This is a genomic window from Acinetobacter sp. GRABPA_MV_2 (assembly GCF_056725885.1).
On record NZ_JBWZNA010000014.1, the window covers coordinates 82,195 to 108,745 of the forward strand.

Annotated in this window: 23 protein-coding genes, 4 tRNA genes and 1 pseudogene; 16 read left to right on the forward strand and 12 right to left on the reverse strand. The window is 38.1% G+C overall.

Features of this window, described 5'->3' with window-relative positions; genetic code table 11:
- Window positions 1-114 precede the first annotated feature (114 nt).
- A complete protein-coding gene (gene rnr, locus ACXM0J_RS13070; RefSeq protein ID WP_199964078.1) occupies window positions 115-2,532 on the reverse strand; it encodes a ribonuclease R in 2,418 nt (805 codons plus the stop codon).
- Between the two features lie 261 nt (window positions 2,533-2,793).
- Here rnr and ACXM0J_RS13075 point away from each other — a divergent pair.
- The 4 genes from ACXM0J_RS13075 (at window position 2,794) to ACXM0J_RS13090 (ending at window position 3,787) form a co-directional block, all read left to right on the forward strand.
- Window positions 2,794-2,884, forward strand: a tRNA-Ser gene (locus tag ACXM0J_RS13075).
- Window positions 2,885-2,894: 10 nt separating this feature from the next.
- Window positions 2,895-2,971: transfer RNA gene (locus tag ACXM0J_RS13080), tRNA-Arg, on the forward strand.
- A 39-nt stretch (window positions 2,972-3,010) separates the two neighbouring features.
- A tRNA-Arg gene (locus tag ACXM0J_RS13085) sits at window positions 3,011-3,087 on the forward strand.
- 106 nt (window positions 3,088-3,193) lie between these two features.
- Window positions 3,194-3,787 (forward strand): HAD-IB family hydrolase, encoded by a 594-nt coding sequence (locus ACXM0J_RS13090; protein WP_086264810.1) that lies wholly within the window; start codon window positions 3,194-3,196, stop codon window positions 3,785-3,787.
- A gap of 64 nt (window positions 3,788-3,851) precedes the next feature.
- Here the strand turns inward: ACXM0J_RS13090 and ACXM0J_RS13095 are convergent, their stop codons facing one another.
- Window positions 3,852-6,071, reverse strand: a complete 2,220-nt coding sequence (locus ACXM0J_RS13095; protein WP_199964079.1) for a beta strand repeat-containing protein — start codon at window positions 6,069-6,071, stop codon at window positions 3,852-3,854.
- Window positions 6,072-6,649: 578 nt separating this feature from the next.
- Between ACXM0J_RS13095 and ACXM0J_RS13100 the strand changes: the two genes are divergently transcribed.
- A tRNA-Arg gene (locus tag ACXM0J_RS13100) sits at window positions 6,650-6,726 on the forward strand.
- A 113-nt stretch (window positions 6,727-6,839) separates the two neighbouring features.
- Here ACXM0J_RS13100 and ACXM0J_RS13105 read toward each other — a convergent pair.
- Entirely contained in the window at window positions 6,840-7,532 is a 693-nt protein-coding gene (locus ACXM0J_RS13105) for a nitroreductase family protein (RefSeq protein WP_086265323.1), read from the reverse strand.
- 224 nt (window positions 7,533-7,756) lie between these two features.
- Here ACXM0J_RS13105 and ACXM0J_RS13110 point away from each other — a divergent pair, with 224 nt between their 5' ends.
- On the forward strand, window positions 7,757-8,254 hold the full coding sequence (locus ACXM0J_RS13110; RefSeq protein WP_086265324.1) for a YcxB family protein: 498 nt from the start codon (window positions 7,757-7,759) through the stop codon (window positions 8,252-8,254).
- 39 nt (window positions 8,255-8,293) lie between these two features.
- Window positions 8,294-8,935, forward strand: coding sequence for a fumarylacetoacetate hydrolase family protein (locus tag ACXM0J_RS13115; protein WP_086265325.1), 642 nt, complete (start codon window positions 8,294-8,296; stop codon window positions 8,933-8,935).
- 100 nt (window positions 8,936-9,035) lie between these two features.
- Here the strand turns inward: ACXM0J_RS13115 and ACXM0J_RS13120 are convergent, their stop codons facing one another.
- Window positions 9,036-10,283, reverse strand: coding sequence for a YihY family inner membrane protein (locus ACXM0J_RS13120; protein WP_086265326.1), 1,248 nt, complete (start codon window positions 10,281-10,283; stop codon window positions 9,036-9,038).
- 361 nt (window positions 10,284-10,644) lie between these two features.
- Here ACXM0J_RS13120 and wrbA point away from each other — a divergent pair, with 361 nt between their 5' ends.
- Window positions 10,645-11,247 carry an NAD(P)H:quinone oxidoreductase gene (gene wrbA / locus ACXM0J_RS13125; protein ID WP_199964080.1) on the forward strand — a complete coding sequence of 201 codons (603 nt, stop codon included), beginning with the start codon at window positions 10,645-10,647 and terminating at the stop codon, window positions 11,245-11,247.
- A 51-nt stretch (window positions 11,248-11,298) separates the two neighbouring features.
- On the opposite strand, the gene ACXM0J_RS13130 is transcribed toward wrbA, so the two are convergent.
- The 3 genes from ACXM0J_RS13130 to ACXM0J_RS13140 all read right to left on the reverse strand — a co-directional run bounded on the left by ACXM0J_RS13130 (window position 11,299) and on the right by ACXM0J_RS13140 (window position 13,489).
- The gene (locus tag ACXM0J_RS13130; protein ID WP_002119547.1) at window positions 11,299-11,874 is read right to left on the reverse strand and encodes a xanthine phosphoribosyltransferase; all 576 of its coding nucleotides are present in this window, start codon (window positions 11,872-11,874) and stop codon (window positions 11,299-11,301) included.
- A 72-nt stretch (window positions 11,875-11,946) separates the two neighbouring features.
- Window positions 11,947-12,660, reverse strand: a complete 714-nt coding sequence (locus ACXM0J_RS13135; RefSeq protein WP_086265328.1) for a DUF3108 domain-containing protein — start codon at window positions 12,658-12,660, stop codon at window positions 11,947-11,949.
- A 157-nt stretch (window positions 12,661-12,817) separates the two neighbouring features.
- Window positions 12,818-13,489 (reverse strand): hypothetical protein, encoded by a 672-nt coding sequence (locus tag ACXM0J_RS13140; RefSeq protein WP_086265329.1) that lies wholly within the window; start codon window positions 13,487-13,489, stop codon window positions 12,818-12,820.
- 232 nt (window positions 13,490-13,721) lie between these two features.
- Between ACXM0J_RS13140 and ACXM0J_RS13145 the strand changes: the two genes are divergently transcribed.
- The gene (locus tag ACXM0J_RS13145) at window positions 13,722-14,606 is read left to right on the forward strand and encodes an energy transducer TonB (protein ID WP_086265330.1); all 885 of its coding nucleotides are present in this window, start codon (window positions 13,722-13,724) and stop codon (window positions 14,604-14,606) included.
- 52 nt (window positions 14,607-14,658) lie between these two features.
- Here ACXM0J_RS13145 and ybeY read toward each other — a convergent pair whose 3' ends face one another.
- The 3 genes from ybeY to miaB are packed head-to-tail and all read right to left on the reverse strand — an operon-like array spanning window position 14,659 to window position 17,722.
- A complete protein-coding gene (ybeY, locus tag ACXM0J_RS13150; RefSeq protein ID WP_086265331.1) occupies window positions 14,659-15,135 on the reverse strand; it encodes an rRNA maturation RNase YbeY in 477 nt (158 codons plus the stop codon).
- Window positions 15,136-15,144: 9 nt separating this feature from the next.
- Window positions 15,145-16,233: a PhoH family protein gene (locus ACXM0J_RS13155; RefSeq protein ID WP_199964081.1), complete on the reverse strand. Its 1,089-nt coding sequence runs from the start codon at window positions 16,231-16,233 to the stop codon at window positions 15,145-15,147.
- Window positions 16,234-16,270: 37 nt separating this feature from the next.
- Window positions 16,271-17,722, reverse strand: a complete 1,452-nt coding sequence (gene miaB / locus ACXM0J_RS13160) for a tRNA (N6-isopentenyl adenosine(37)-C2)-methylthiotransferase MiaB (RefSeq protein ID WP_046813479.1) — start codon at window positions 17,720-17,722, stop codon at window positions 16,271-16,273.
- A gap of 286 nt (window positions 17,723-18,008) precedes the next feature.
- Here miaB and ACXM0J_RS13165 point away from each other — a divergent pair, with 286 nt between their 5' ends.
- The 4 genes from ACXM0J_RS13165 (at window position 18,009) to ACXM0J_RS13180 (ending at window position 22,291) form a co-directional block, all read left to right on the forward strand.
- Complete coding sequence (locus ACXM0J_RS13165; protein WP_086265332.1) at window positions 18,009-19,952, forward strand: lytic transglycosylase domain-containing protein; 1,944 nt, start codon at window positions 18,009-18,011, stop codon at window positions 19,950-19,952.
- A gap of 57 nt (window positions 19,953-20,009) precedes the next feature.
- Complete coding sequence (locus ACXM0J_RS13170; RefSeq protein WP_086265333.1) at window positions 20,010-20,672, forward strand: ribonuclease T2 family protein; 663 nt, start codon at window positions 20,010-20,012, stop codon at window positions 20,670-20,672.
- A gap of 211 nt (window positions 20,673-20,883) precedes the next feature.
- On the forward strand, window positions 20,884-21,870 hold the full coding sequence (locus ACXM0J_RS13175; RefSeq protein WP_046813482.1) for a malate dehydrogenase: 987 nt from the start codon (window positions 20,884-20,886) through the stop codon (window positions 21,868-21,870).
- 175 nt (window positions 21,871-22,045) lie between these two features.
- Window positions 22,046-22,291 carry a DUF2789 family protein gene (locus ACXM0J_RS13180; protein WP_044424980.1) on the forward strand — a complete coding sequence of 82 codons (246 nt, stop codon included), beginning with the start codon at window positions 22,046-22,048 and terminating at the stop codon, window positions 22,289-22,291.
- A gap of 63 nt (window positions 22,292-22,354) precedes the next feature.
- Here ACXM0J_RS13180 and ACXM0J_RS13185 read toward each other — a convergent pair whose 3' ends face one another.
- Window positions 22,355-22,882 (reverse strand): hypothetical protein, encoded by a 528-nt coding sequence (locus ACXM0J_RS13185; protein ID WP_032054606.1) that lies wholly within the window; start codon window positions 22,880-22,882, stop codon window positions 22,355-22,357.
- A 67-nt stretch (window positions 22,883-22,949) separates the two neighbouring features.
- A complete protein-coding gene (locus ACXM0J_RS13190) occupies window positions 22,950-23,555 on the reverse strand; it encodes a 2OG-Fe(II) oxygenase (RefSeq protein ID WP_086265334.1) in 606 nt (201 codons plus the stop codon).
- Between the two features lie 117 nt (window positions 23,556-23,672).
- Between ACXM0J_RS13190 and ACXM0J_RS13195 the strand changes: the two genes are divergently transcribed.
- The 3 genes and pseudogenes from ACXM0J_RS13195 to ACXM0J_RS13205 all read left to right on the forward strand — a co-directional run bounded on the left by ACXM0J_RS13195 (window position 23,673) and on the right by ACXM0J_RS13205 (window position 26,537).
- Window positions 23,673-24,530 (forward strand): 23S rRNA (adenine(2030)-N(6))-methyltransferase RlmJ, encoded by an 858-nt coding sequence (locus tag ACXM0J_RS13195; RefSeq protein WP_016143005.1) that lies wholly within the window; start codon window positions 23,673-23,675, stop codon window positions 24,528-24,530.
- Between the two features lie 41 nt (window positions 24,531-24,571).
- The gene (gene pssA, locus ACXM0J_RS13200; protein WP_002119541.1) at window positions 24,572-25,405 is read left to right on the forward strand and encodes a CDP-diacylglycerol--serine O-phosphatidyltransferase; all 834 of its coding nucleotides are present in this window, start codon (window positions 24,572-24,574) and stop codon (window positions 25,403-25,405) included.
- A gap of 17 nt (window positions 25,406-25,422) precedes the next feature.
- A pseudogene (locus ACXM0J_RS13205) lies at window positions 25,423-26,537 on the forward strand (DUF6670 family protein).
- Window positions 26,538-26,551 lie beyond the last annotated feature (14 nt).

A 26,551-nucleotide genomic window follows, 5' to 3' on the forward strand; every position in this document is an offset into this window, starting at 1 on the left:
AGATGTAGGTCCTCTCAAGTCGGAAATCAAGCTTAATGTGTAAAATAACCCTTTTAAAAAGAAATAAGCCTCCTATTGGAGACTTATTTTTGAAACGTGATAATTATTTACTCATTATTCAGCCTTTGATTTTGCATTCGATTTTTTCTTTTTAGGCTTAGATTTTTTCTTCACCTTTTCTGATTTAGTCTCGGCTTTTGCTGAGGTTTTCTTACCAGATTTCTTGGTGTAAGAACTTGGCTTACTTTTTTCTTTCTTTTTGTGAACAGGTCGCTCACCATCACTACTGACAGTTGGTTTACTGAAAACTTCTTCAGTCGCCTGCGTAGTAGTTTTAGTTGTACGCGGCGCACGGCTACGAACTACTCGGCCTGCATGGGTAACTTGCTTAATGAGCTGGAAGTCAATTTTACGTTCTTCCAGATTGACACCAGCAACCTGAATTTTAACTTCATCACCCAAACCAAAGACTTGTCCACGATTTTGACCTACTAGATTTTGGCTCGCTTGGTCATAAATAAAGAAGTCATCGCCGAGTTGGCTAATATGAATCATGCCATCGACATATAGATCTTTCAGTGTCACGAACAAACCAAATTCGGTCACCGCACTTACAATGCCAATAAATTCATCACCTAGATGCTGTTGCATGTAGTGACATTTCAACCAAGTCGTTACGCTGCGAGATGCTTCATCAGCACGGCGCTCGGTTTGAGAGAAATGTTCACCTGCATCATCTAGTGCCGCACCAGAGAGTGGATAAGGCTTTTGTTTCAAATGTGCTTTAATGGCGCGGTGTAACAATAAGTCTGGGTAACGACGGATTGGTGAAGTGAAATGCGTATACGCTTCATAGGCCAAACCATAGTGCCCTGCATTTTTTGCACCATAATAAGCTTGCATCATTGAGCGTAATAAGACGGCATGAATGCTTGGTGCATCAATACGATCTTTAGTTGCTTCAATTACTCTTTGATAGTCTGCTTGAGTTGGTTGGTCGGGGAAGGGTAGACCCAGTAATTTCACAAAGTCTTTTACTTTTTGAATACGTGAGAATTCAGGAGCTTCATGCACGCGATATAACATTGGAACATCATGTTCTAATGCATATTCAGCCGCAGCAACGTTAGCAAGTAACATGCATTCTTCAATGAGCTTATGGGCTTCATTACGTGTACGTGGCAAAATTTCTTTAATCCCGCCTAGCTCATCAAAAGTCATGTAGGTTTCAATGGTTTCAAATTCCATTGCATGACGGTCGGCACGTAAATTTTTCAAAATCTGATAAAGTTGGAAAAGCGTATTTAAAGATTTATGAACATCACGATCTTTTGGAATCGCATCTGTTGCGCCGTCAAAATATTGGGCTACCTGTGTATAGGTCAAACGTGCTTTTGAATGCATAACCGACGGATAAAAATCGTAACTAGTTACACGGCCTGTACGAGAGAGTTTCAAGTCGCAGACCATGCATAAGCGGTCTACATGAGGGTTCAGAGAACACAAGCCGTTTGACAAAGCCTCTGGTAGCATTGGTAATACAAAGTGTGGGAAGTATACCGAAGTACCACGTTCCTCAGCTTCTTCATTGAGGGCTGAGTCTAAGCGTACATAATGGCTAACATCAGCAATTGCGACAACTACACGATAACCGCCCCCTGGACGTTTTTCTGCATAAACAGCATCGTCAAAATCTCGAGCATCTTCACCATCGATCGTAACTAATGCTAAATCTCGTAAATCAATGCGGCCTTCACGATCTTGAGCGGATGGTTCTTTAAAACTTTCAGCTTCTTTTAAGACCTGATCTGGAAACTCATATGGCAAACCAAATTCAAGAATGGTTTGTGGAATAATAATTTCTGTATCGGCTTTGTCGGCCATAGATTGAATAATATGCGCCGTTGCAAACTCTTCACGAGTTGGATAGCTGTCTATTGCGACACGTAGCATATCGCCAACATTTACTTCAGCGTGTGTTACCAGTTCTTTTTCTAAAGGAATAGGTTGGTGCTGATTTGGATTGTTGGGTTGAATAAAATATTCGCCATCGTGAACCGACAATTTACCAATTAATTGTTTAACACGATGTTGTAAAACTTCTGTGATAAAGCCCCAAGGTTTACCTTTACGGTCAACCGAAGTCTGGCGCACTCTAACTCGATCACCATTAAATACTAAACGTAATTCACGTTCAGGAAGTAAAAGATCAGTTTGACCATCAATATGTGCCGTACCTAAACCTTTACTATTGATATAAACAGTTGCTTCATAGGTTGGTTGATCTGCCACCAACTGAAATTTAAACCCGTCTTTCATGATTTGACCATCACGAACCATGGCACTTAAGCGGTGACTGAGTGCTTCAATACTTTTTTGGTCATGAATGTTAAAATGATCTACAAGTTCTGCATGAGATTGCGGTGTCTGCAATTGTTCCAATGTATCTAAAATAAGAGTACGGCTCGGAATAGGATTGTCATAACGTTCAGCTTCAGCTTTCGCTTCGGGGTCAGCCCAGTTTTTTGTCATGTCGTTTGGTTTCACGCTTGGCAGATAAGTTTAGCATAAGTCATGCAGACCCGAACTGCACGTTTAGGTTTGCAATAATGTGTTATGCACTACAGTATTTTGATGAAGAAATAATATCTATCTTAACAAGCGTTTGATCTAAAAAGACGAAAATAATGAGAAAATTGCTTAAAAAATAATTCATTGAACTAAAAAACAAGAAAATTTCACTATGATGACTTGAACAATAGGGTTTTAGTTTGTATTATGGCGGCTCGTTCCGGTGAGGTGGATGAGTGGCTGAAATCACTTCCCTGCTAAGGAAGCATACCTATTACTGGTATCGAGGGTTCGAATCCCTCTCTCACCGCCATTTACTTAATGCGCTCATAGCTCAGCTGGATAGAGCACTTGGCTACGAACTAAGGGGTCGGGAGTTCGAATCTCTCTGAGCGCACCAAGTAAAATAGAACGAATCGCTGAAAGGCACACAAGTTACGCGCTCATAGCTCAGCTGGATAGAGCACTTGGCTACGAACTAAGGGGTCGGGAGTTCGAATCTCTCTGAGCGCACCAACTTGAAGAATTAACCGCTTTTATAGCGGTTTTTTTGTGCCTGTTTTTTAGTAATTTTAAAAAATTTAAATTTATAACTTTTTAATTATATTAGAGATAATCATAAATGAACTTAGCTTTATTTGACTTTGACGGCACGATCACGCACAGCGATACATTCAGTCTATTCCTTAAATTTTCTTTAAATAAAAAAACTCAAATACTAGGTGGTATTCGACTTGCACCTTATATAGCGGGTTATAAGCTTGGATGGGTAACCGATAAAACCATTCGAACTAAACTCTGCCAAGTGGGATACGTGGGCTATGATGCGGATTCTCTAAACTATATCGGGCAAGAGTTTGCTAAAAATGTCCTTCCTACCTGTGTGCGTCAAAATGCTTTGGAACGTATTCTTTGGCATAAACAACAAGGTGATCAGGTTGTTGTTGTATCTGCATCATTAGGTGTTTATTTAGAAAGCTGGTGCCAATCTTTAGATTTAGACGTTATATGTAATCAACTTGAAATACGTGATGGTATTTTGACGGGTGATTTTATTAATGGTGATTGTGGATATTTAGAAAAAGTAAATAGAATAAAAAATAAATATGATTTAACTCAGTATTCTACAATTTATGCTTATGGTGATACACCTAATGATTATGCAATGTTAGAGCTGGCGCATAAGAAATATTATAGATGGGAAGAAATGAATTAATACTTAAAGATATATCAATAAATAAAGCCACTTGTAATAAGTGGCTTTATTTTAATGACTTATATTAAACAGTATTGAAAGAGTTTTCTAAGAAGTTATCGGTAAGTAATGATGTCGGTACGATAGTATGCGTTGTATTAGTTACGCTTGATACTGTCGATGTTACTCCACCGAGTAAGCTACCACCAGTTAATCCACCTAATAAATTAGAAATAACATCTAATCCGCCTTCACCAGTCACACCGCCTGTTAAGCTACCCACGATATCTGTTACGATGCCGATAGGGTTGTCTGTACCGCCAGTAACGCTACCAGTTAAACCGCCAAGTAAATCAGTGACTAAGCCTAGTGAGCTATCTCCACCAGTAACCCCACCAATAGTTCCTGTCAATCCACCAACGATTTCTGTTACTAAGCCAGTAGCAGTTGTGCCATTTGTAATCAGCGTATCGAGAATACCGGTAGCCGATTCAGTAGCACCTTGGATATCACCACCGACTAAATCAGAAACAACTTCAAGTGCACCGTTTACTGTGTCGCGAGAAGTTTCAAAAGTTAATGTGCCGAGGTCTGCAATTTCAGAAACAGGATGTTCTGCTTGTGGAATAATGCTGATAATTGTATCTGCAACTGTATCAATGCCAGTGTTGATGATTTCAGTTTTTAAGCTTTCTACACCTTGTAGAATATCAATGCCGCCTTGAACGACATCAATGACTGGGGAGATTGGAGAAGTTCCACCACCGATACCACCAGTTACGCCACCGATAATGTCAGTAATTACTTCAAGTGGGTTGCCGTCAACACCACCAGTTACGCCACCGATAATGTCAGTGATTACTTCAAGTGGGTTACCGTCAACACCACCGGTTACACCGCCAATGATGTCAGTAATTACTTCAAGTGGATTACCATCAACACCACCAGTTACGCCACCGATGATGTCAGTAATTACTTCAAGTGGGTTACCGTCAACACCACCAGTTACACCGCCGATAATGTCAGTAATTACTTCAAGTGGGTTGCCACCAACACCACCAGTTACACCACCAATAATATCAGTTACTACACCAAGTGGACTATCCCCACTTGTTACACCACCGATAATATTATTCACAATTCCTGTTGCAGTTGAACCATTAGTGACGAGTGTACCAAGGATGCCAGTTGCAGACTCAGTAGCACCTTGGATATCACCACCGACTAAATCAGAAACAACTTCAAGTGCACCGTTTACTGTGTCGCGAGAAGTTTCAAAAGTTAATGTGCCGAGGTCTGCTAGGTCTGAAACAGGATATTCAGTTTGTGGAAGAATGCCAATAATAGTATCAGCAACAGTGTCGATACCAGTATTGATGATTTCAGTTTTTAAGCTCTCTACACCTTGTAGAATATCAATACCGCCTTGAACGACATCAATGACTGGAGCGATTGGAGATGTGCCATCACCGATACCACCAGTTACACCGCCGATAATGTCAGTAATTACTTCAAGTGGGTTACCATCAACACCACCAGTTACACCGCCAATAATGTCAGTAATTACTTCAAGAGGATTACCATCAACACCACCAACGACATCTGTAATGCTTCCGACAACTTCAGTAACAATACCTGTCGCAGTTGTACCATTAGTGATTAATGTTTCAATGACACCAGTAGCAGACTCAGTTGCGCCTTGAATGTCTCCACCCACTAGATCAGAAATGACTTCAAGCGTGCCATTTACTGTGTCACGAGAGGTTTCGAAAGTTAGAGTACCAAGATCGGCAATTTCAGAAACAGGGTGTTCAGTTTGAGGAAGGGCGCCAATGATAGTGTCAGCAACAGTGTCGATACCTGTATTGATGATTTCAGTTTTTAGGCTTTCAACACCTTGAAGAATGTCGATGCCTCCTTGAACCACCTCGACGACTGGAGAAATTGGAGAGGTTCCACCACCAATTCCACCTGTAACACCACCGATAATATTGGTTACGGCTTCAAGAGGATTGCCACCACTAATTCCGCCAGTTACACCACCAATAATATTGGTTACAGTGTCAACAGGGCTGGTAGAACCAATGCTACCTGTGACCGTGCCCGCAACATCAGAAACAAGACCAGTCGTGGTACTTGTAAGTGTATTCGTTACTGTAGATAGAGTGTCTGAAAGTAAGCCAGAAGTTGATATGTGGCCATCAACAGAAGAGCCACCAGTTACATTAGTATTCACCGATATAATGTTGCCCAAATCTTGAGTAACTTTTGATATCGAAGAAACGAGATTTTTTAGTAAGAACATTTCAGTCTATTTCCTATATAATTATGTATTTTTAAGTAAGTATTATTTATTGCGCGAGTTAATTATTGAGATATATATCTCAATAATTGCGATTTAGTATTGGTGAGATCTCAAAAGCTGTCAATGTGTATTTTTAGTCACATTTTTTGATAATAAATAATATTTAAAGCAATAATAACTTCTCTAATTTAGACGTAAAAATAATAATGTTTTTTATATAATATTTTTTTTACTAATTATTTTTTGATCATATTTTCACTCGTTTGAAGCATTATCCTCGATAAATTTTACTTAAGCTTATAATGTTAAAGCTTAACCAGAAATATATTATTTCTATAATGTTGACTAAAACAGTAGCCTTTATCTTCTAGGTATATGGCCAAATGCCTCAAAAAGACGGTAAAAATTATTTGAAAAAAAATATTTCAAATAGATGTTAGATGGGAAAAAACTAATAATTTTAGTCAATATCTGAGGTAAATTGGATTGATGGCTAAGAACTAGACGTTTGATGACAGAAAGATGAAAAAAGGCTTCCTAAGCTTGGAAAAATGCGTATAATGCGCAACATCAAGTACGCGCTCATAGCTCAGCTGGATAGAGCACTTGGCTACGAACTAAGGGGTCGGGAGTTCGAATCTCTCTGAGCGCACCACTTGAAGAATTAACCGCTATATAGCGGTTTTTTTGTGCCTGTTTTTTATTATTTCAATTTAAAAGCTAGTACTCATGGTAACCAGCTTCTAAATGATTTAAAGTTGAAAAAAATTAGCCAAATGTTTTAAAACGGCTGGCGTCTTCAATAAAAGCTTTTTCACCTGCTTCGTCTTCAATTGACCCAAATACTAATTGGGCTCTTAGTGTCCATTGTGCAGGAATATTAAAAGCAGCATTAATTTTCTCATCGATAATTGGATTGTAATGTTGTAATGAAGCTCCGATACCTTGTTCAGCCAATACGTTCCACACAGCAAATTGTGCAATTGCTGTTGAGTGTTCAGACCAGACTGGGAAATTATCAGCATACAATTCAAATTGCTCTTGTAGACCTTTAATCACATCTTGGTCTTCAAAAAATAAAACTGTACCAGCACCCGCTGCAAAACTTTGAATTTTTTGTTCAGTTCCTGCTAGTGCTCCGGCAGGAACAATAGTTTTTAATACATCTAAAACAATATTCCAGAAGTTTTGATGAGATTGATTAAATAAAATGACGACACGAGATGATTGAGAGTTAAACGCTGAAGGGCTATGTTTGACCGCCTCTTGAATTAACCCTTCAAGTTCCGAAGGAGTATGTTTTAAGTTTTTCCCGATCGAATAAATAGAACGACGTTTTTTAATTAATTCTAAAAAGCTTGGCTGATTGAAAAGAGGGAGCTCTTGAGTGGTTTGGATAACCACATCTTTTGAGACTGTTGCTTTTTGCTTTAAGCCAAATAATTTTGCAAAAAAAGACATGAGACATTCCACTAAGAAGGTGATGCTCTTATTGTAGAAATTTTAAAAACTGAAATAAGCTCAAAAAATATGAATCTACGTTCTATATATGCAACGTAGACTGCTCCTCCAATTGCATAATAAGCTCCACTTTTAAACAAAATAAAAAATAGCCTGTGATTCATTTTAAAGCTGAAATGAATATGCTCTAATAGTTTCGATTTATTGAGTATTGATGCAGTGCAATGACCGAGCAAAAAACAGCTTTATCTTTACGTTACTATTTGAATTTAGAAGAGTCACAAGATGGATTTTCATTAGTGACATTTGGGAAAAAGCAATTTACCCGTTTTCTTACACCTGCGATTAGTATCGCAATTATTATTTGGGGATTTTATTTAGGTCTCTCTGGTGTTGGACGATATTATGTCGGGTTAGGCGTGTTTTTTCTAGTGATGCAAGGTCTGATGCGTTACTGGCTTTTACCCATGTTATTTAAGCGTCAATTTGTCCGTTACCAGTTTGGAAAGAGTGAGCAGGGAATCGATCTATATCAAGATTATTTTGAACTATATGCTAATGGCCGTAAGCAAGTAGTGCAGTATGCGGATGTACAAACTTTTGCTAAAGGTAAGTTGACCTACATCCTTGAGCTAAAGAATAAAACTGTAATTATTGTACCAAAGCGTGCCTTTGTACAGGTTTCAGATCAAACCATATTTGAAAATACATTTAAGAAATAAATTTTTAGAATTATTAGCTGCAACAACAAAGGAAGTCTCATGAATACACGTCCTTCAAAAATCGTTTGCGTGGGCAGAAGTTACGCCGATCATGTTAAAGAATTAAATAATGCTATGCCTGAAAGGCCTATATTATTTATTAAACCGCCTAGTAGCTTGATTGGTTTAAATGACGGTATTTCTTGGAATCCGGCTTGGGGCAGTTGTCATTTTGAGTGTGAATTGGTTTTACGTATTGACCAACCTTTGAAAGGTGAAACTGATCCTGAAAAAGCTTTAAAAGCGGTTGGGGCAGTGACTTTAGGCCTTGATTTAACAATGCGTGATTTACAGAATGATCTGAAAAGTAAAGGCCATCCATGGGAGCGTGCTAAAGCTTTTGATGGTGCTTGTGTTTTGGCAGACTGGGTCGATTTGAGCGAAATTACAGATTGGCAAGAGACCAAATTCACTTTCCATATTAATGATGAATTACGTCAAGATGGAAATACTGCACTATTAATGTTTACTATTGGTGATCTGTTAACTGATATTAATCAGGTATTTTCACTAGAACCGGGTGATGTGATTATGACAGGTTCACCTGCTGGTGTTGGACCATTACATGCAGGTGATCAGTTGAAAATGACATTAAAAGGGGCAACGCAAGATTTTTCATGGGAAACTTTTGTAAAAGCATAACTTATTCTAAGTTGCTAATAAAAAACCCTATTATTTTTCAATAATAGGGTTTTTTATTAGCTAGGAATGAATGTTTATATTATTGAATGGCTCTGTTGTCTTATTTCTCTTCAAAAATTGTTGAAAGTGGAATAGAAAGTTTGGCAGCTAAATAATCATTAGACTCGACAAGAGCTGGTCCAATTTTTTCCATCCACTCATCGTCATCGTGTACATTTTGAACATCTTGACGTAAAGGTAATGGGTATGGAAGTGCTGTAAAAAAACTCCAGAAATCAACTTGGGACAAATTGCGCGCTAGAACATATTCATCTTTATCGGTGCGTTTAACCAAATTTTGTTCTTCAAGTAAAAGTACATAAGCTGGCCAACGGCCAATTTCTCCACGCCCTAAAATTTCTAAAGCTTCTTTGTCACTTACGCTTTCACCGAGTTTTTGCTTTTTATAAAATAACTCAAGAACATCTAATAACATTAGAACAGGGTGCCGTTTTTGCTCTTTACCTGAATGAAATGCAGTTAAAGCAAAACTTACTTCTACTCCTAATAAAATAATATTCCAAGAAAGAAAGATCCATAGAAGGAAAATGGGTACTGCTGCAAATGCACCATAGATAAGTTCATAGCTAGTAAAATTTGACATTACAAAGCTAAAAAAGTTTTTGAGTATTTCAAAAAGTACAGCACTTAAGCAGGCAGCTATACCTGCTGAATATATAGGGACTGTTCGATTTGGAATCGTCCAGTACAAAATGAAAAAGCCAACAATAGTTAATAGAAAAGAAATAAACCAGAGTATGAAAGCTCCATCAAGTTGATAGCCAGCAAAGTTATTGCTAAGAACATTCATTGAGGCAACTGTAGATGAAATGACGAATGCGCTTCCTAAAATAATGGGACCTAAAGAGATGATCGTCCAATAACGCATAAAACCCATAATGCCACTGCGGGTTTCTTTAACGCGCCAAATACGGTTAAAGACAGTTTCAATCGAGGTGAGCATTAAAACTGTAGTGACGAATAAAAACAGCACACCAATAACGGTTAAGTTGCTAGATTTTTCTGTAAAAGCATTTAGCGCTTTATCAAATGCGATCGTGCTCTTTGGCAAAAAATTACTATAAATTAAATGTTGGAGCTGTTGTCTTGCGGGTTCTAACGCTTTAATGGAAGAAATAATTACTAAAAAGACAGTTAACATCGGCACAACGGCAAATAGCGTTGTGTAAGTGAGAGACCCAGCTTGTTCGCGGCACCGATCAGCTTCAAAACGCTTAAATACATATAAAACGAACTGAAACCAGGTCTTATTATAAAAAGGAAGCTTACTTAAAAAACGTTGTAACATGCGTCGTCTATCCCGATTTTTTTAATCATCATGTTGGGCGATTGATAACTTATCAAAGTATGAGCTTAAATACTCAAATAGTAGATTAGAGCAAAACAATAACTTATAGAATGAAAGACATTCTGTAAGTTTACTATGCGCTATAGAAAGAATTGTAGCCATAAACTTTTTTCAAAAAAGTAGGCTTTCTGTTGTCTGGGCAAGGGTTTACCAAAAGTAGATAAACCTTTTACCCGACGAGTTCAAGAAATTTGCTCGCGTTATCTTTTGTGCTACAGCATCAATCACCGCTAGAATTTCATAAAATTGGTTTCGCCAAAAAAATAAAAAATCCCGTATAGTGTTCTTTTTAACAAAATTTATGAAACCGATGCAACCTTACATTCTTGTACTCTATTACAGCAAATATGGTTCTACTAAAGAAATGGCTCATTTAATTGCCAATGGTGTTGAGTCTGCGGGTATGTCAGTGAAAATTCGGACAGTGCCAAATATTGCTCCAGTCGTCACAATCGCTGAGCCAAGCATTCCTGACGAAGGGGATATTTACTGTACCTTAGATGATCTAGCGAATTGTGCAGGTTTGGCGTTAGGTTCGCCAACCCGTTTTGGCAATATGGCAAGTGAAATGAAATATTTTTGGGATCAAACGACGAGTCTTTGGCTCAATGGGGTATTACATAATAAACCTGCTTGTGTTTTTACTTCTTCTGGTTCAATGCATGGTGGGCAAGAAAGTACTTTACTCACTATGCTACCGCCGTTATTTCATCATGGGATGATGATTATGGGATTACCAAATGCAATTCCAGCGTTATCTAACACTAAAACAGGTGGAACACCCTATGGGGCTAGCCATGTAAGTGGACCGCGTCATGACCAAAACTTAAGCCAGGATGAAAAGATTCTGTGTGAAGCTCAAGGCAAACGTTTAGGAGAAGTTGCTAAGAAGCTTTTAGTATAATTTTTAGCAAATAAAAAAGAGCGGATATCCGCTCTTTTTTAAATGTACATCTTATTCTTTTACAAAAGTAACTTTGCCATCTGTAAGAGAATGAACACGTGCTAATGATTCAACTCTATAGCCTTTTTCTAGCAATAAATCACGACCCGGTTGGAATGATTTTTCAATCACAATACCTACACCAACAACTTCTGCATTTGCTTGGTGAATTAAATCAATCAATCCTAATGCTGCTTGACCATTCGCCAAGAAGTCATCAATAACTAATGCTTTATCAGTTGAATGAAGGTGCTTATTTGAAATCGCAATAGTACTTTCAGTTTGTTTAGTAAAAGAAAATACTTTTGAACGATATAAATCATCTTTTAACGTCAATGATTGATATTTGCGAGCAAAAATTACAGGTACACCAAGTTCTAAACCTGCCATGATTGCAGGTGCAATACCTGATGCTTCAATGGTAATAATCTTGGTAATCCCTGCATCTTTAAAGCGAGCGGCAAATTCTTTACCAATCTGCTGCATTAATACAGGATCAATTTGGTGGTTTAAGAAAGCGTCGACTTTCAAGACTTGATCAGATAGAACGATACCTTCTGTTAAGATTTTCTGTTCTAGTGCGTGCACGGGAGAATCCTCTAGACGGATGCTTTTTAAAGCAAATGCGTATTTTAAAAAGCATCCAAAAAAATGCAAGCTTTAATTCGTCTTACCTGTATAACTTGTTAATAACAACCCATAAGAAGTTTTACCATCAATATGGCTTACTTTAACAGGTAAATAGTCTAATTTTGGTGCTAGCCAAAAGATTGTGCTGCGTTCAGGCTTTTTGTGTTGTAAAACGACTTTAATGGTATCGAATGTTCCATAAGAGGTTTTAATTTTCTCATTACCTTGTTTTACAAATCGACGGTTTTCAACTTCTTTTGCATCTGCAAGGGGGTAAGATGCTTTAAGAGAACCATTTTTTAAGTCTTCACGAAGCTGTAACTCTGCATTTAGCTCATCAAGAACACCTGCCTGCCAAGCGAATGAACGGGCTTTATCATCTTTCTTTGTAGAAATGATTTTGCTATTGGGATTGAAGTTAATACTCATGGTGTTGTTATGAATCAAAATTTTGCTGGTGCGGCTAAAACTTTGAGACCCGATTTTACCATTAGCGAAACTGAATTTACTTGTTTCACTTGCAGAAGCAATTCCACCTGCTTTTGCAGTGAAATTATAAGTCCAGTTATTACCTTGCTGGCTTAAGGCACGTGTAGCCGTACCCATACCCTTATTATTATAAGTAAACTGATAATTTGCCTGAAATGGGCTCATGGCAAGAGCATGACTTGAGAAGCCTGCAAAAAGCAAAGTTGTTGAAATACCTGTTGCGATGCCAAATGATTTCAGAAATTTTGTTGCCATAAGTAAGTATCCTTGTACAGACTAAAAAGTCAGTGCTGATGCATCTGTAACTTAAACATATTATGCCTGTTGATCATGGAGAAAAAATCAGGATTTATGCTAAATGTGTAATCTATTTGTGTTTTTTGGCAGCCAATTAATTTTCATTTATAACGATTTATTCATCTTTTTGCTGGATTGGCGTTATTTCTGAATCTTCTAATTCATCTTCAAAATCGTCATCCTGATCACGAGAGAGTAAGGCTGCTAAATTCACATTTCCAAACACGACTAACTCAGCTTCACGAACTCTTGCATAATTTACATGTACTTTGCCTAAAGTCTCGATAATGCTGGCTTTTTTACCAAACCAACGATTGAGATCAAGGAATATAAGTTCGTCGCGTTCTTCTGCTACATTAAAACGTTCAAGAATCATCCCTAATGGATCTTTTTTCAAAATTTTATGGTAGTAAAAAACTGCGGCTTTTACGGCGATTTTTTGCCAAAAGTTTTTATATTTCGCCTCGATAATTTGTGTATTGCTAATTTGTTCAAAAACTAAAAGTTGTTGTTCTTTATTAAATTCCATCTGGATCAGTTTTAAATCAACCGATAATGTGGTTTCTAAACCTTTTACGTGCATGGTTGCATATAATCTTAACCAGTCATGATAAAGATCAGCATGTAGGTCATCTAAAAATTCAACATTATTGGTGACATAACGTTGCAAAGTGGCATTCAGAAAGGTTTGCGATAATGTAAAATCTCTTTCTTCCTCAATGAATGCTTCTGCTTTTTTATAGACTTTTTGAAGACGTCTGACTAATGAGGAAAATAGCGTTTGCATAAAAGAACTTCCAGAAGATAATTTACTAAAGAGCCCACACAATCTTTATTATGATAAAAAACGGGTTTTGATCTTGCAGTGTAACAAATTTAATTGATACATTTTGACAAAATGAAAATGGATAAAATCCTATATTTGAAGTGAATCACACTTTTATCCAGATTTGAATATCAGTTTATGTTTTATTCGGTATTAAACCGTGGGGAAAAGGCATTTATATGCTTTTAAGATTATGTTGAACAAAAGAAGTCTATCTATAGAGTCTTTTCAGTATTGGTGGAAAGACCAAGTCTTTATTGCTGCAACAATATTAGCAATCTTACTGCATATTCTTGTATTGCTCATTAACTTTGCTATGCCTAGCCCATCAGAGCAGTCTACTAAAGAAATTGCAATTTCAATTCGACCAACCAATGAGCCAGTTGTTCAGGCAGATTTTTTGGCACAAGCAGACCAGCAGGGTTCAGGTGCATTTCGTGAGGCTCACCGGACTTCTAGTGATACTCCAAATCCGATGCTTAATGATGCTTCAACGGGGAATGCAGAGTTAGAAACTTTGCAAAAGATTCAGCAACAACGAGAGCTTAAATTTGAAGAAAAAGTTCTAATGACGGTTTTAAGTTGGCAGAAACAAGCGGATGCAAGCCAAAGAAAAAAAGAATTAGAACAATTACAAAGTCAATTTCAAGCAAAAGCTGCGTTGGTTGCGAGCCTTGAAGCACAATATTTACAACGTAGACAAGATTTTAGTCGCCAGCAAAAAATAAAAACAGTAGATGGAATTCAAGCGAAGAAAGATGCCTCGGCTGCTTATTTAGATAAGTTTCGTGAAAAAGTAGAGCTTTACGGTAATCGCTATTATCCAGAAGAAGCGAAACAGCAGCAGCTCAAAGGTGAAGTTCGTTTAATGGTGATTTTGAACGCTCAAGGCGGAATTCGTGCAATTCGTTTGCTTGAAAGCTCAGGGCATTCAATACTTGATGAGGCTGCAAAGTCTTCAGTACGTCGCGGTGCGCCATTTGGGCATTTTGATGCAAATATGAAAGATATTTCGGAGTTACGTATTGTTCGTACTTGGCGTTTTGATCCAGCGGAAGCTGAATTTGAGGTTCACTAATTAAAAAAATGTGGATAACTTTTAGGATATCCACATTTTAAGAGTCATCGCATTATTCCTGATAAGGATTTGAAATATTGAGTTTTGCTAAAATTTCAATTTCTAAGCCTTCCATCTCTTCAGCATCTTCATCACTAGTTTCGTGGTCATAACCGAGTAAATGTAAAACACCATGAACTAATAGATGTGCAAAATGGTTTTGGGCAGTTTTTTTCTGCTCTAATGCTTCTTGTAATACCACCGGAATACAAATAACTAAATCACCTAGAGGTAAGCCATCTAGCATTGGTAGAACTTCTTCTGGAATATCACTTGGAAAAGATAAAACATTAGTTGGTTTATCTTTTTCTCGGTACTGCAAGTTGAGTTGCTGACTTTCGTCCAGATCAACGCAAGCAACCCCAATTTCACAATCTTCTTTATAATCAACGTGGCGTAAAGTTGTCTCAATAATTTTTTTGAGTTGAGCTCGTTTGAGCTCTAACTCAGGTGATTGAAAGTCTTGTTGTAAACTTAAACTGATTTTCAAAATGAATCCTTAAGCATCCTGATGTTGCAAGTCTGCTGCTGTATCGTTTTCAGCAACTAATGCTTCTTGACGTGCTTTGCGTTCAGCACGTGCTTCAGCATTAAGACGCTGTTGTTCACCATCCCATCCTTCATACGCTTCAACAATTTTTTGAACAAGTTGATGACGTACAACGTCACGGGAATGGAAACGGGTAATATGAATTTCTTTAATATTCTCGAGTACACGTAGTGCATGTGCTAAACCAGATTGTTGGCCTCGAGGTAAATCTACTTGGGTAATGTCACCTGTAATCACTGCACGAGAGCCAAAACCTAAACGGGTCAAGAACATTTTCATTTGCTCTGGCGTTGTGTTTTGAGCCTCATCCAAAATTACAAATGAATGGTTAAGTGTACGACCACGCATATATGCAAGAGGTGCAACTTCAATCACTTGACGCTCGATTAACTTGGCAACTTTTTCAAAGCCGAGCATTTCGTAAAGAGCATCGTAAAGAGGGCGTAGGTACGGGTCGATTTTCTGAGTTAAATCACCCGGTAGGAAACCTAACTTTTCCCCAGCTTCTACAGCAGGACGTACAAGTAAAATCCGTTGGATTTCATTACGTTCCAGCATATCTACTGCGGCGGCAACTGCTAAATAGGTTTTACCTGTACCCGCAGGGCCAACACCAAAAGAAATATCGCTTTGCAAAATACGCTGTACATAGCGTTTTTGATTGGCACCACGTGGGTTAATACGCCCTTTTCGAGTCTGGAAGTAGACATCCATTGGTGCATCATGTTCATCCATCTCTTCTCCAACTAACTCGAAATTACGTTCAGTTTGAGAGGATTGAATTAACAGATGTAATAGATCGGCACTAATTTGCTGGGATGCTTCAGACTCTTCATAGAGTCGTTGCAATAATGCTTCGGCTCTCCCAACAGCATCAATCTCACCATCGATATGAAAAACATCTCCACGATGAGTAATTTTGACATCTAAACGCTGTTCAATTTGCTTAAGGTGCCCATTATAGGCACCCAAGATGCTCTTTAAACGTTCCATTGAAACTTCAGGAAATGTTACGGTACGTCGAATCGCTGCAGTCAAGAGAAAACCTTTCAGTAGACTTTAGAATACCTCTACATTACGCCACGTCAGGCTCAAGATTCAAGAGTTCACCGTAAACTAAATTTAAAGTTTTAATTTCAGTAATCTCGATCTCTGCAAAACGTCCAACCCAAGCAGCATCACCTACAAAAGTGACTAGACGGGTATTATCAGCTGTGCCTAGTAAAATATTAGGGTCTTGATCAGAGACTTTTTCAATAAGAACACGTTCAATTTTGCCAAGCATTGCGTCAGTTTTTTCAATGCTAGATTGTTTAATCACTTTTTGAACTTGAGCTAAACGCTCTTTTTTAACGTGTTCAGGCGTAGTATCAGGTAAGTCTGATGCAGGTGTACCCGGACGTTTTGAATAAACAAAGCTATATGAGTGATCAAAATCTAAGTCTTTGATAAATTGAAGTGTTTCGGCGAAGTTTTCATCAGTTTCACCAGGGAAACCAATAATAAAGTCACTCGATAAGTGCATATCAGGGCGTATTTTTCTTAATTTGGCAATCTTGTCGATATAAACATCAATCGTATGATTTCGTTTCATTGCCTGTAAAACATCATTAGATCCACTTTGAACAGGCAAGTGTAAATGTGACACCATTTGAGGTAAATCTTCATAGCACTGAATAAGCTCGTCAGAGAACTCAAGTGGATGCGATGTTGTATAACGTAAACGCCCAATACCTGGAATTTCTGCAACGAGTCGTAACAATTCAGGGAAAGTACAGATGCCACCTTCGAAGGTTTCTCCGCGGTAACCATTTACATTTTGACCAAGAAGTGAAATTTCACGGACACCTTTTTCAGCAAGACCTGCAATTTCTGCAAGTACATCATCTAATGGGCGAGAAACCTCTTCACCGCGTGTATAGGGAACTACACAGAAAGAACAGTATTTAGAGCAGCCTTCCATAATAGAAACGAATGCTTTAAAACCTTCTACACGTGGTTCAGGTAAAAAGTCGAATTTTTCAATGTCTGGGAAAGAAATATCGACCAGTTTGATTTTATCTTTTTTAGGTTTTTCTACTTGAGCATTATGTTGATCAAGCATTTGCGGTAAACGGTGTAATGTTTGTGGACCAAAAATCATGTCTACATAGGGTGCACGTTTTTGAATGTTGTCACCTTCTTGAGAGGCAACACATCCACCGACACCAATCACAAGATCAGGATTTTTATCTTTTAGTTTGCGCCAGCGGCCTAATTCACTAAATACTTTTTCCTGCGCTTTTTCGCGAATAGAACATGTATTCATGAGCAGAATGTCTGCTTCATTAGGGTTGGTCGTTAAAACATAGCCGTGAGAATCCCCTAAAAGGTCTGCCATACGGTGACTGTCATACTCATTCATCTGACACCCTTGCGTTTCAATATAAAGTTTTTTTATTGAAACATCAGTGGTGTGCGTTGGCTGGGTAACAGTGTTTTCTGAGGCAGCTTTGGCACCATTGGGAATGAAGGTTTGAACCGTCATGCAGGCTCCTAACAGATCGATCTAAAAAGAATAAATTGGCCCAAAATGGGTCAAACCATTTATTATAACAGTATTTGAGCTGAACCGATAACAGTAAACTTTCAGAACATGACAAGGTTTTTATGAAGTAAATTAGGTGGATTTTAATGATGTTGAATCATAGGGTTACATAACACAACAAAAGAAAGCACGAAGAATAATTAAACTATATGTTGAAGGTGAATAGTCAGGGTTTAGCACATATATGAGACCAAGTAGAAAGAGCTCATCAATCCATAGTCGTGTAATGAAAAATAAATATATGCATCGTAGCTGGTTAGGAGCTATGTGTTTACTTGGTTGTTCATTTACCTATGCTGCTGAAGAGCAGTTCAATGATGCATTAAATGCTGCAAATAGTGGTAATACCGCATTATTAGACCAATATCAGCTTGCAATGCAAAATGATGTATTGGGATATTATCCAGAATACTGGAAACTCAATACGAATCTTGGCTTTCAGCCTACAGCCTCTATCGTAAGCTTTGCTCAACGCTACCCACAATCAGCGATGGCTGAAAAATTAGCGGCCGACTATGTTGAAGAAAAAGTTAAACAAGCTGACTTTGCATCTGCACAACCGGTTTTATCTTATGTTACCAATCCTGACCAAGCCGAAAATTGTGCTTTAGCACAAGTGCGGGCGAAAAGCGGCGATGCGTTAGTTTTTGCTGAATATAAAGATGTATGGTTAGCAACTGAATCCCAACCAGAATCATGTATCGGTTTAGGGCGCATGATGTTATCTAGTCCTTTAATGAGCGCACAAGATAAGCAACAGCGTCTCTGGGTACAGTTACGTTCAGGCCTGTCTGGACAGGCACTTGCGACAGCACAGACTCTGGGTTTGAATTTGTCTTTGGCTCAGCTTAACCAAATTCAGGCCAACCCACTTAATTATTTGTGGAGTGCACCTAAGACAAATGATGCAGATTATGCTTATTTGATTTTTGCGTTAGGCCGTTTAGCTAATAATGACTTAAGTAATGCTTTTTCAAATGTGCAGCGTGTCGCCCAAGGTACGCCACAAAATGTACAAAAATATTTATATCGTACGGTAGCCTATATTGGTGGTACTACGGTAATGAAAAATAATTTTAATCGTGAAGTTCTACAATACTTTGATGCAAGTTATGGCTACCCATTAAGTCCGGAAGAAGCCGAAATTTATGCGCGTCAGGCGATTAGATTTGGTGCGTGGGAAAGTTTAATTCGTGCTATTGATAGTATGACGGTAACCCAAAAACAAGAAGACCGTTGGCAATATTGGCTTGCTCGCGCGTCAGAACAGCGTGGCGATAGTGCTTCTAAAGCAACCGCACAACAAATTTATAGAAAACTGGCTCAGGCTGGTGATGACTATCATAATCTTTTAGCAAAAGATCGTTTAGGTGAGCGTTATAACCATCAACCTTATGATGATCAGCCGACAGCAAGTGATTTAAGACGTTTAGATCAGAATATTCACTTTAATCGTGCTTTTACTTTAAGACGTATTAATGCAAATCCAACTTATACGAATCGAGAGTGGAATTGGGCAGTTCGCCAAGCTTATCTTCAGCATGATGACGGTTTACTTTTAGCTGCAGCAAAGCGTGCCCATGACATGGGATGGTATGACCGTGCAATCTATGCAGCAGATCGTACAACAAATAAGCACAATGATACTTACCGCTTTGTGACTCCCCATAAGACTAATGTCGTAAGTCATAGTTACAATGCAGGAATTGATCCGGCATGGGCTTATGGTTTAATGCGTCAAGAAAGTCGGTTTGTTACTTCTGCACGTTCTCACGTTGGAGCGGGTGGTCTTATGCAAATTATGCCTGATACAGCGAAGTTGATTGCACGTCAAATGGGTGAAACTTATAATCCCGCTGCATTGAGTGAAATGAATACCAATATTCGATATGGAACATTTTATTTGTCGATGATTCAGGGACAATTAAGCAATAACCCTGTTTTGGCAACAGCAGGTTATAATGCGGGGCCTAATCGGGCTAGACGTTGGCAACCGGACTATCAATCAATTTCGGCTGACCAATATACTGAGACAATTCCATTGTTAGAAACCAGAGACTATGTCAAGCATGTTATGACGAATGCAACACATTACGGCGTAATATTGGGTCAAGGAGCCCAGTCCTTATCGCAACGTATGAAAGTCATTCCAATGCGTACGTCGCCTTAACGTTAAGGTGGTTGATGATGGATCTTCTTTTAATTGGCATATTCAAGTTTTAATTAAATGAAATATAGATATTTGGAACTTCGTTCAATTTTACAACTTGCATGGTGGATAATCTGTGCAGGGGGAGGATTGATGAGTTCCGTTTTACATGCCGAAACTGTTAATTTACAGGGATATGTTATGCATGTACAAATGACACCAGCTGCATGTGCATTAGATCCCTCTAAACAAAAACAACGTAAATGTCTTGAAGGATATTCACTGACAATTACAGGTCTTATGCCTGAAACAACTAAAACTGATTGTTCCACAGAAAGTTCGGCCACTCTCTCTCCATTACAAGCTAAAGTCGTTGCTCGGGTTATGCCCGATAATAATGCTCGTGTGCAGTTATGGAAAAATGTAGGGGGGTGTGTTCCTATGAATGCGAGCCAATATTTTCGTACGGTTATTAACTTTGCTGAACGTTTAAAAATTCCGGCTAGTCTCACAAGTTCAACAAATGTTGAAATGCAACAATCCGCATTAAGACAACAATTTGTTCGCCTTAATCCTAGCTTGCCCCAAAATGGTATCCGTTTTAGTTGTCAACTATCGCGTTCGGATGTGGTCTTAACAGAAGTGAAAGTTTGTTACACGGTAAAGGGGCAATATAAACAATGTGCAAATCATGTCGTATCGAATTGCCCTGGTGAAATCATGATTAAAGGTAGTTATTAAAGATTACGAACATTTCGTAAAGAAATGCTCATCATACATTGAATCTATTAGTAGAGATTAATTTGTATTTTCTATCAGACTTTTGGTGAAAACGGGTCGCTTTTACATGCATCTGCCAAATCTTTAGAGTACAATCTTTGCCGTTTATGATGATTTGGTTAGATGGAATTCCTATTTAGCCCGATTAAGGACACTCATTGGAGACAATTACATGAAGCAACCCGTTCGTGTTGCCGTGACTGGCGCTGCAGGTCAAATTGGTTACAGCTTATTATTCCGTATCGCAAGCGGTGAAATGTTAGGTAAAGATCAACCTGTTATTTTACAATTGCTTGAAGTTCCAGTTGAAAAAGCACAACAAGCGCTTAAAGGCGTAATGATGGAACTTGATGACTGTGCTTTCCCTTTATTGGCTGGCATGATCGGGACTGATGATCCGAAAGTTGCATTTAAAGATGCTGACTACGCTTTATTGGTAGGTTCTCGTCCACGTGGTCCTGGTATGGAACGTGCTGACTTGTTGAAAGTTAACGGTGAAATTTTCATCGGCCAAGGTCAAGCATTAAACGAAGTTGCTAGCCGTGACGTTAAAGTGTTAGTTGTGGGTAACCCTGCAAACACTAACGCTTACATCGCAATGAAATCTGCTCCAGATCTTCCTGCGAAAAATTTCACAGCAATGTTGCGTCTTGACCACAACCGTGCGTTAACTCAACTTGCTCAAAAAGCTGGCGTTGCAGTTTCTGATATCGAAACAATGACAGTTTGGGGTAACCACTCTCCAACAATGTATGCTGACTACCGTTTTGCAACTGCAAATGGCGAAAGCTTAAAAGACAAAATCAACGATGCTGCTTGGAACAAAGATGTGTTCCTTCCAACTGTTGGTAAACGTGGTGCTGCGATCATCGAAGCACGTGGTTTGTCTTCTGCTGCTTCTGCTGCTAACGCTGCAATTGATCATATGCGTGATTGGGCACTTGGCACAAACGGCAAATGGGTAACTATGGGTATTCCATCTGATGGTTCTTATGGTATTCCTGAAGGCGTAATGTTTGGTTTCCCTGTAACGACTGAAAACGGTGAATATAAAATCGTTCAAGGTTTAGAAATTGACGAATTCAGCCGTGAACGTATTAACGTTACGTTGAATGAACTTGAAGAAGAACGTGCTGCAATTGCTGACATGTTGAAATAATTTATCTGATAGATAAATGTAAAAAAGCACTCTTTTATAGAGTGCTTTTTTATTAAATCATTAGAAGGGAAACACAAAAAGCAACAAGAAAATATAGACACTATCATGCAAGTAAAAACGTTTTATTGATAGATTAGTTAATAGATGATTTAAAAGAAGTTATAGGAGAATAACAATGTTTGAGCAGCAACCTACTTTAGAGCTTTTATTTGATCAGTTGGGTTTAGATTCTGATGAAGCAAGTATCGAAAATTTTATTAAGACACATCAAATACCAGCCGAACAGAAATTACATGAAGCTTCTTTTTGGTCAAAGGGCCAAAGTGATTTTTTAAAAAGTCATTGGGAAAAAGATGATGAGTGGATTGTGGTTATTGATGAGCTTAATGAGCAACTGCATGAAGACAGTGTAAAAAAATAATTTCATAAAAATAAAGCCTGTTTTACACGTAATGCGTAAAACAGGCTTTATTACATTAAGAGTTTAATGTGTCTTTACTTTTAATTGATCTTTATACCATGGCTCATGACGTACAAGGTCAAATACAGGTTGGCCATGAAGTAATTCAAGATCACATGTAGACGTTGATAAATATTTAGTTAACCAATGTCGTGTCAATGCTGACTCTTGTCGTGCTGCTGACGCATATGCTAAGAAGAAATAGATATCAGCATGTTCATGATGTGCTAATGGCTTCAAAATTTGTTGAGTAATCAACGCAAAACGTTTTTCTTTATTTAGTTCAAAATAAAGCATATACGCTTTGGCTAAGTGTAAAGACAAATTAAGATATAAGCTCAATGGCATTTCTTCATATTCCATCCGAGCTTGTTCAAGCAAAACAATAGCTTCTTGTAAAAAATGTAGCTGTTCTTGGCGAACACGACTTAATACTACAAGTTGCATGCGTAACTCAGCACGCTCTAAAGCAAGCTCAGGCGTATTTTCAGTCAAATAAAGTTGGTCTGTTTCACCAATTCGGTTCACAATTGTTTTACTTTCAATAGACATACGCCATCACCTTTTTTAATCAATAGCTTTTATATCGGGTTCATTTATCAAATTTAAAGAGTAACCTTTAAACCCAAATAGAATTTCCACTACGAAGCCAAGCCGTAATAGATAGCCTTTGTTGTTTTGAAATTAATACTTCATGTAATAAATCGCTTTGAAATATTACCAGTCGATTGGGTTCGGGATTAACAATATGCCATTTCTTATTTTTATCTTGTAGTCGCAATTGTCCTCCCCAATCTTCTTGCCATTCTGGATGTAAATAATAGACAGTTGAGATAATACGATCATTTTTTTGTTGAGGATTGTCTCGATGTAAAGCATAAAACTCACCCAAATTATAACGAGCAAAATGAGCTTCGACCTCTTTAATCCCTAAATAGAATGCTTGATTTAGACTTTGTGAGAATAAAGTTAAGGTTTCAATATGTTGCTGAGCAATAGGGAGTTGATCATTAATCCAGAGAATGTGGTCACTACGAATATTACTTACAACGCCGTTTTGAATGCCTGCTTTTCTAAACTCATCCATATGATGGCTACATTCTTGAGAAACCTGTGCGCGATATTGATCTGGATATGCTTGATTTATAATGGCAAAGCCATGCGCATTTAAATCATCTAAAATTTGATCCAAATTCCATGAATCAGGAAGTGAATGAGAGTGCATATAACCTCGAGTAGATCGTAAAAATATCAAGCAGCTCTATTTTAGATGATCACAACCTTACGAAAGAATATTTTTTTCATGTTAAACTATTTGTTGAATTGAGGAATTAAAGTCAACATGAATTACCGTCACCATTTCCATGCGGGCAACTTTGCAGATGTTATGAAGCATGTGCTTTTGCTACAGCTGCTCAACCGTTTAAATGCTAAAGATAAACCTTATCGTTATATCGATACGCATGGAGGGGCAGGCAAATATGATTTATCTCTGGCACCTGCACAAAAGTCTGGAGAGTTTCTCACAGGCATTCATCGTCTAGTTCAACTATCTGATATGGAAAAGCGTCAGGCACCTGAAGCAATCCAGCAATATTTGAAGTTAGTAGAACAATTGCGTTCTGAAGAAGGGAAGGGGAGTTATCCAGGTTCTCCTTGGTTTGCTTTGCAAGGCATGCGTGAAATCGACAAGGCTACTATATTTGAAATGCAGCGCGATGTATTTCAGCAATTACGCCATAACATTCGTGATAAACGTGCAGGTTTACATGAGCGTGATGCATATGAAGGCTTGCTCGGTGTAATTCCGCCAAAAGAAAAGCGCGGTCTGGTTATGATCGACCCTCCTTACGAATTAGAACGTAAAGACTTTCCGCAATTAGTTGAACTTTTACAACAAGCTTATAAAAAATGGCCAACGGGCGTTTTTGCAGTTTGGTATCCAATCAAAGACCGAGCGATGATTGAACGTTTTGAAAAGAAAATGTTTAAAACAGGTATTCGCCGTCAGTTAGTTTGTGAAATTTGTGTATGGCCAGATGACACTCCTGTAGGTCTAAATGGTTGTGGTTTATTAGTGATTAACCCACCTTGGCAGTTCTCAGAACAAGCAGACCAAGCACTACAGTGGTTATTCCCACATCTTCGTATGCAAGAAACTGGTGGTCATGCTGCTGTTCGCTGGTTGGTAGGTGAGTAACAGTTAACTTAAATCAATGCACATGTTTGGAATAGAAAATAATGACAAATGCGCCTAAACCAGAGCAAGATTTAACTCATAATGAACATTCATTTGATGGGATTACATTTGAAGTGGTTGAAGAAGAAGATAATCCGGAAGGACAAAAAGTGAAGCGCCGAGGTATTTATCTTTGGCCTAACTTAATCACAACTGCTGCTCTGTTGTCCGGTTTCTATTCCATCATTGCAAGTATGAATGGGGATTTTAATCAAGCGATCTATGCTATTTTTATTGCAGCGCTATTAGATGGCTTAGATGGTCGAGTTGCTCGAGCAATTGGCGCACAAAGTGCTTTTGGCGAACAATATGATTCTCTCTCGGACTTGTTAGCTTTTGGTGTGGCTCCAGCAATGCTGATGTATAGCTGGAGTTTGCATGATTTAGGTCGTATTGGTTTGGCTTGTTGTTTTGTTTATACAGCCTGCGCAGCCTTCCGACTAGCGCGTTTTAATGTGCAAATTGGCGTTGTTGATAAGCGTTATTTTATCGGCATTGCAAGTCCACTCGCTGCTATTATCATTATTTCACTCGTCTGGGTTGCTCGCGATTATCCTTTCATTTTTGATTTACGTGATATTGCGATTCAAACTATTAATGCTGTTCTTATGGTAATTGTGGGATTACTCATGATTTCCAATATTAAATATTATTCTTTCAAGCAGATGGATCGTAAACGCGTTCCTTTTGTAGTTATGTTGCCAGTAGTACTGATTTTTGCGGCAATCACTTATAATATTCCAATGGGCATTTTGACAGTTTCAATTATCTATGCTCTATCTGGTTTTGTTACGACTTTATTTGCACGCAAGAGTAATGAAACACTAAAAACATAAAATAGAAGAGGTTCAGTATGCCTAAGTTGATAAGTGAAATTAATCAATTACAGCAGCTGGGCCCTAATGCTAAAGAGGGGGTTGTTTATCAACCTTCTCGTGGCTTTTTTAAAATTGTTTATCAAGGCTTGATCCTTCCAAATTTACCAACCCCACTTCGTTATTTTAATTACATTAGTTTAGTGGGACAGCCACGTATTCCTCTGTGTTATAACGCCCACAGCATTACAACTTCAGCTATCGACACTGCAACAGTGCTTGTAAGTAATAGCCAACATAGTGTGGGACATTTAAAAACATATTCTATTCGACGCCAATGTCAGTTTGATTCGACGCTATATCAATTTGATAAAACTGATCTGATTCAATGGCAAATTCCCATCATTCGTCTTCAGCGATTAGATCCAGAAATGGGATGTGATCTTACGATTCAGATTTCAGAAAACATATCTAATGCCTCTGCTTTGCAGTGGGGTGTTTCTGACTATTGGTCAACACTATGCGTATGTGAAGGTGAAATTTTTTATAAAGGACAGAAATATCAAATTGAAGGTTTGGGGCGATTTAAACACGCGCGAGCTTTGCATTTGCCGTTCTTATCTTTATGTTTCTATACGTGCCAAATTATTAACTTAAATGAAACTACGCAGCTTACATTCTTACAAATAAGAAATCAGTGGAATATCATCCTATGTTCAAGATTAGATATTCAAGAATTTGGAAAGCCTGTTGAAAGTTTTACAGAGGACGTAAATTTACATATCCACAGAGTTTATCCAAAGGTTAAAACACCGAATGGTAAAGAGATGTACTTGCCTAGGGAGTTTTCTTGGCAATGTGAGAAAAATGGAAAAATAATCTTTGAACTTTATGCACAAAGTCGTGGTGATTATAAGTTTGGGTTGGCGGCTGGATATGTGGGAAGCTTTCAATATCAATTAAGCTGGAATGAACAGTGTCTGCAAGGAGAGGGTGGATACTGTGAATATATTGATTGTCGTCCACTTAGATGGCAAGAAAAGAATCAAGACGAGAAAATTTTAGATAAATTGATGCTTTTACAACCATGTTTATATAAAAAATGACTATTTTTATTACTTTTTGATTAAAAAGTGAACTGTTGTTGCACTAATATTAAAAAAGGTA

Bases quoted from the DNA above. Each gene is read 5' to 3' on its own strand.
- rnr (WP_199964078.1), bottom strand. From the start codon at position 2,532: ATGACAAAAAACTGGGCTGACCCCGAAGCGAAAGCTGAAGCTGAACGT.
- ACXM0J_RS13090 (WP_086264810.1), top strand. From the start codon at position 3,194: ATGAACTTAGCTTTATTTGACTTTGACGGCACGATCACGCACAGCGAT.
- ACXM0J_RS13095 (WP_199964079.1), bottom strand. From the start codon at position 6,071: ATGTTCTTACTAAAAAATCTCGTTTCTTCGATATCAAAAGTTACTCAA.
- ACXM0J_RS13105 (WP_086265323.1), bottom strand. From the start codon at position 7,532: ATGTCTTTTTTTGCAAAATTATTTGGCTTAAAGCAAAAAGCAACAGTC.
- ACXM0J_RS13110 (WP_086265324.1), top strand. From the start codon at position 7,757: ATGACCGAGCAAAAAACAGCTTTATCTTTACGTTACTATTTGAATTTA.
- ACXM0J_RS13115 (WP_086265325.1), top strand. From the start codon at position 8,294: ATGAATACACGTCCTTCAAAAATCGTTTGCGTGGGCAGAAGTTACGCC.
- ACXM0J_RS13120 (WP_086265326.1), bottom strand. From the start codon at position 10,283: ATGTTACAACGTTTTTTAAGTAAGCTTCCTTTTTATAATAAGACCTGG.
- wrbA (WP_199964080.1), top strand. From the start codon at position 10,645: ATGAAACCGATGCAACCTTACATTCTTGTACTCTATTACAGCAAATAT.
- ACXM0J_RS13135 (WP_086265328.1), bottom strand. From the start codon at position 12,660: ATGGCAACAAAATTTCTGAAATCATTTGGCATCGCAACAGGTATTTCA.
- ACXM0J_RS13140 (WP_086265329.1), bottom strand. From the start codon at position 13,489: ATGCAAACGCTATTTTCCTCATTAGTCAGACGTCTTCAAAAAGTCTAT.
- ACXM0J_RS13145 (WP_086265330.1), top strand. From the start codon at position 13,722: ATGTTGAACAAAAGAAGTCTATCTATAGAGTCTTTTCAGTATTGGTGG.
- miaB (WP_046813479.1), bottom strand. From the start codon at position 17,722: ATGACGGTTCAAACCTTCATTCCCAATGGTGCCAAAGCTGCCTCAGAA.
- ACXM0J_RS13165 (WP_086265332.1), top strand. From the start codon at position 18,009: ATGAAAAATAAATATATGCATCGTAGCTGGTTAGGAGCTATGTGTTTA.
- ACXM0J_RS13170 (WP_086265333.1), top strand. From the start codon at position 20,010: ATGAAATATAGATATTTGGAACTTCGTTCAATTTTACAACTTGCATGG.
- ACXM0J_RS13175 (WP_046813482.1), top strand. From the start codon at position 20,884: ATGAAGCAACCCGTTCGTGTTGCCGTGACTGGCGCTGCAGGTCAAATT.
- ACXM0J_RS13180 (WP_044424980.1), top strand. From the start codon at position 22,046: ATGTTTGAGCAGCAACCTACTTTAGAGCTTTTATTTGATCAGTTGGGT.
- ACXM0J_RS13185 (WP_032054606.1), bottom strand. From the start codon at position 22,882: ATGTCTATTGAAAGTAAAACAATTGTGAACCGAATTGGTGAAACAGAC.
- ACXM0J_RS13190 (WP_086265334.1), bottom strand. From the start codon at position 23,555: ATGCACTCTCATTCACTTCCTGATTCATGGAATTTGGATCAAATTTTA.
- ACXM0J_RS13195 (WP_016143005.1), top strand. From the start codon at position 23,673: ATGAATTACCGTCACCATTTCCATGCGGGCAACTTTGCAGATGTTATG.
- pssA (WP_002119541.1), top strand. From the start codon at position 24,572: ATGACAAATGCGCCTAAACCAGAGCAAGATTTAACTCATAATGAACAT.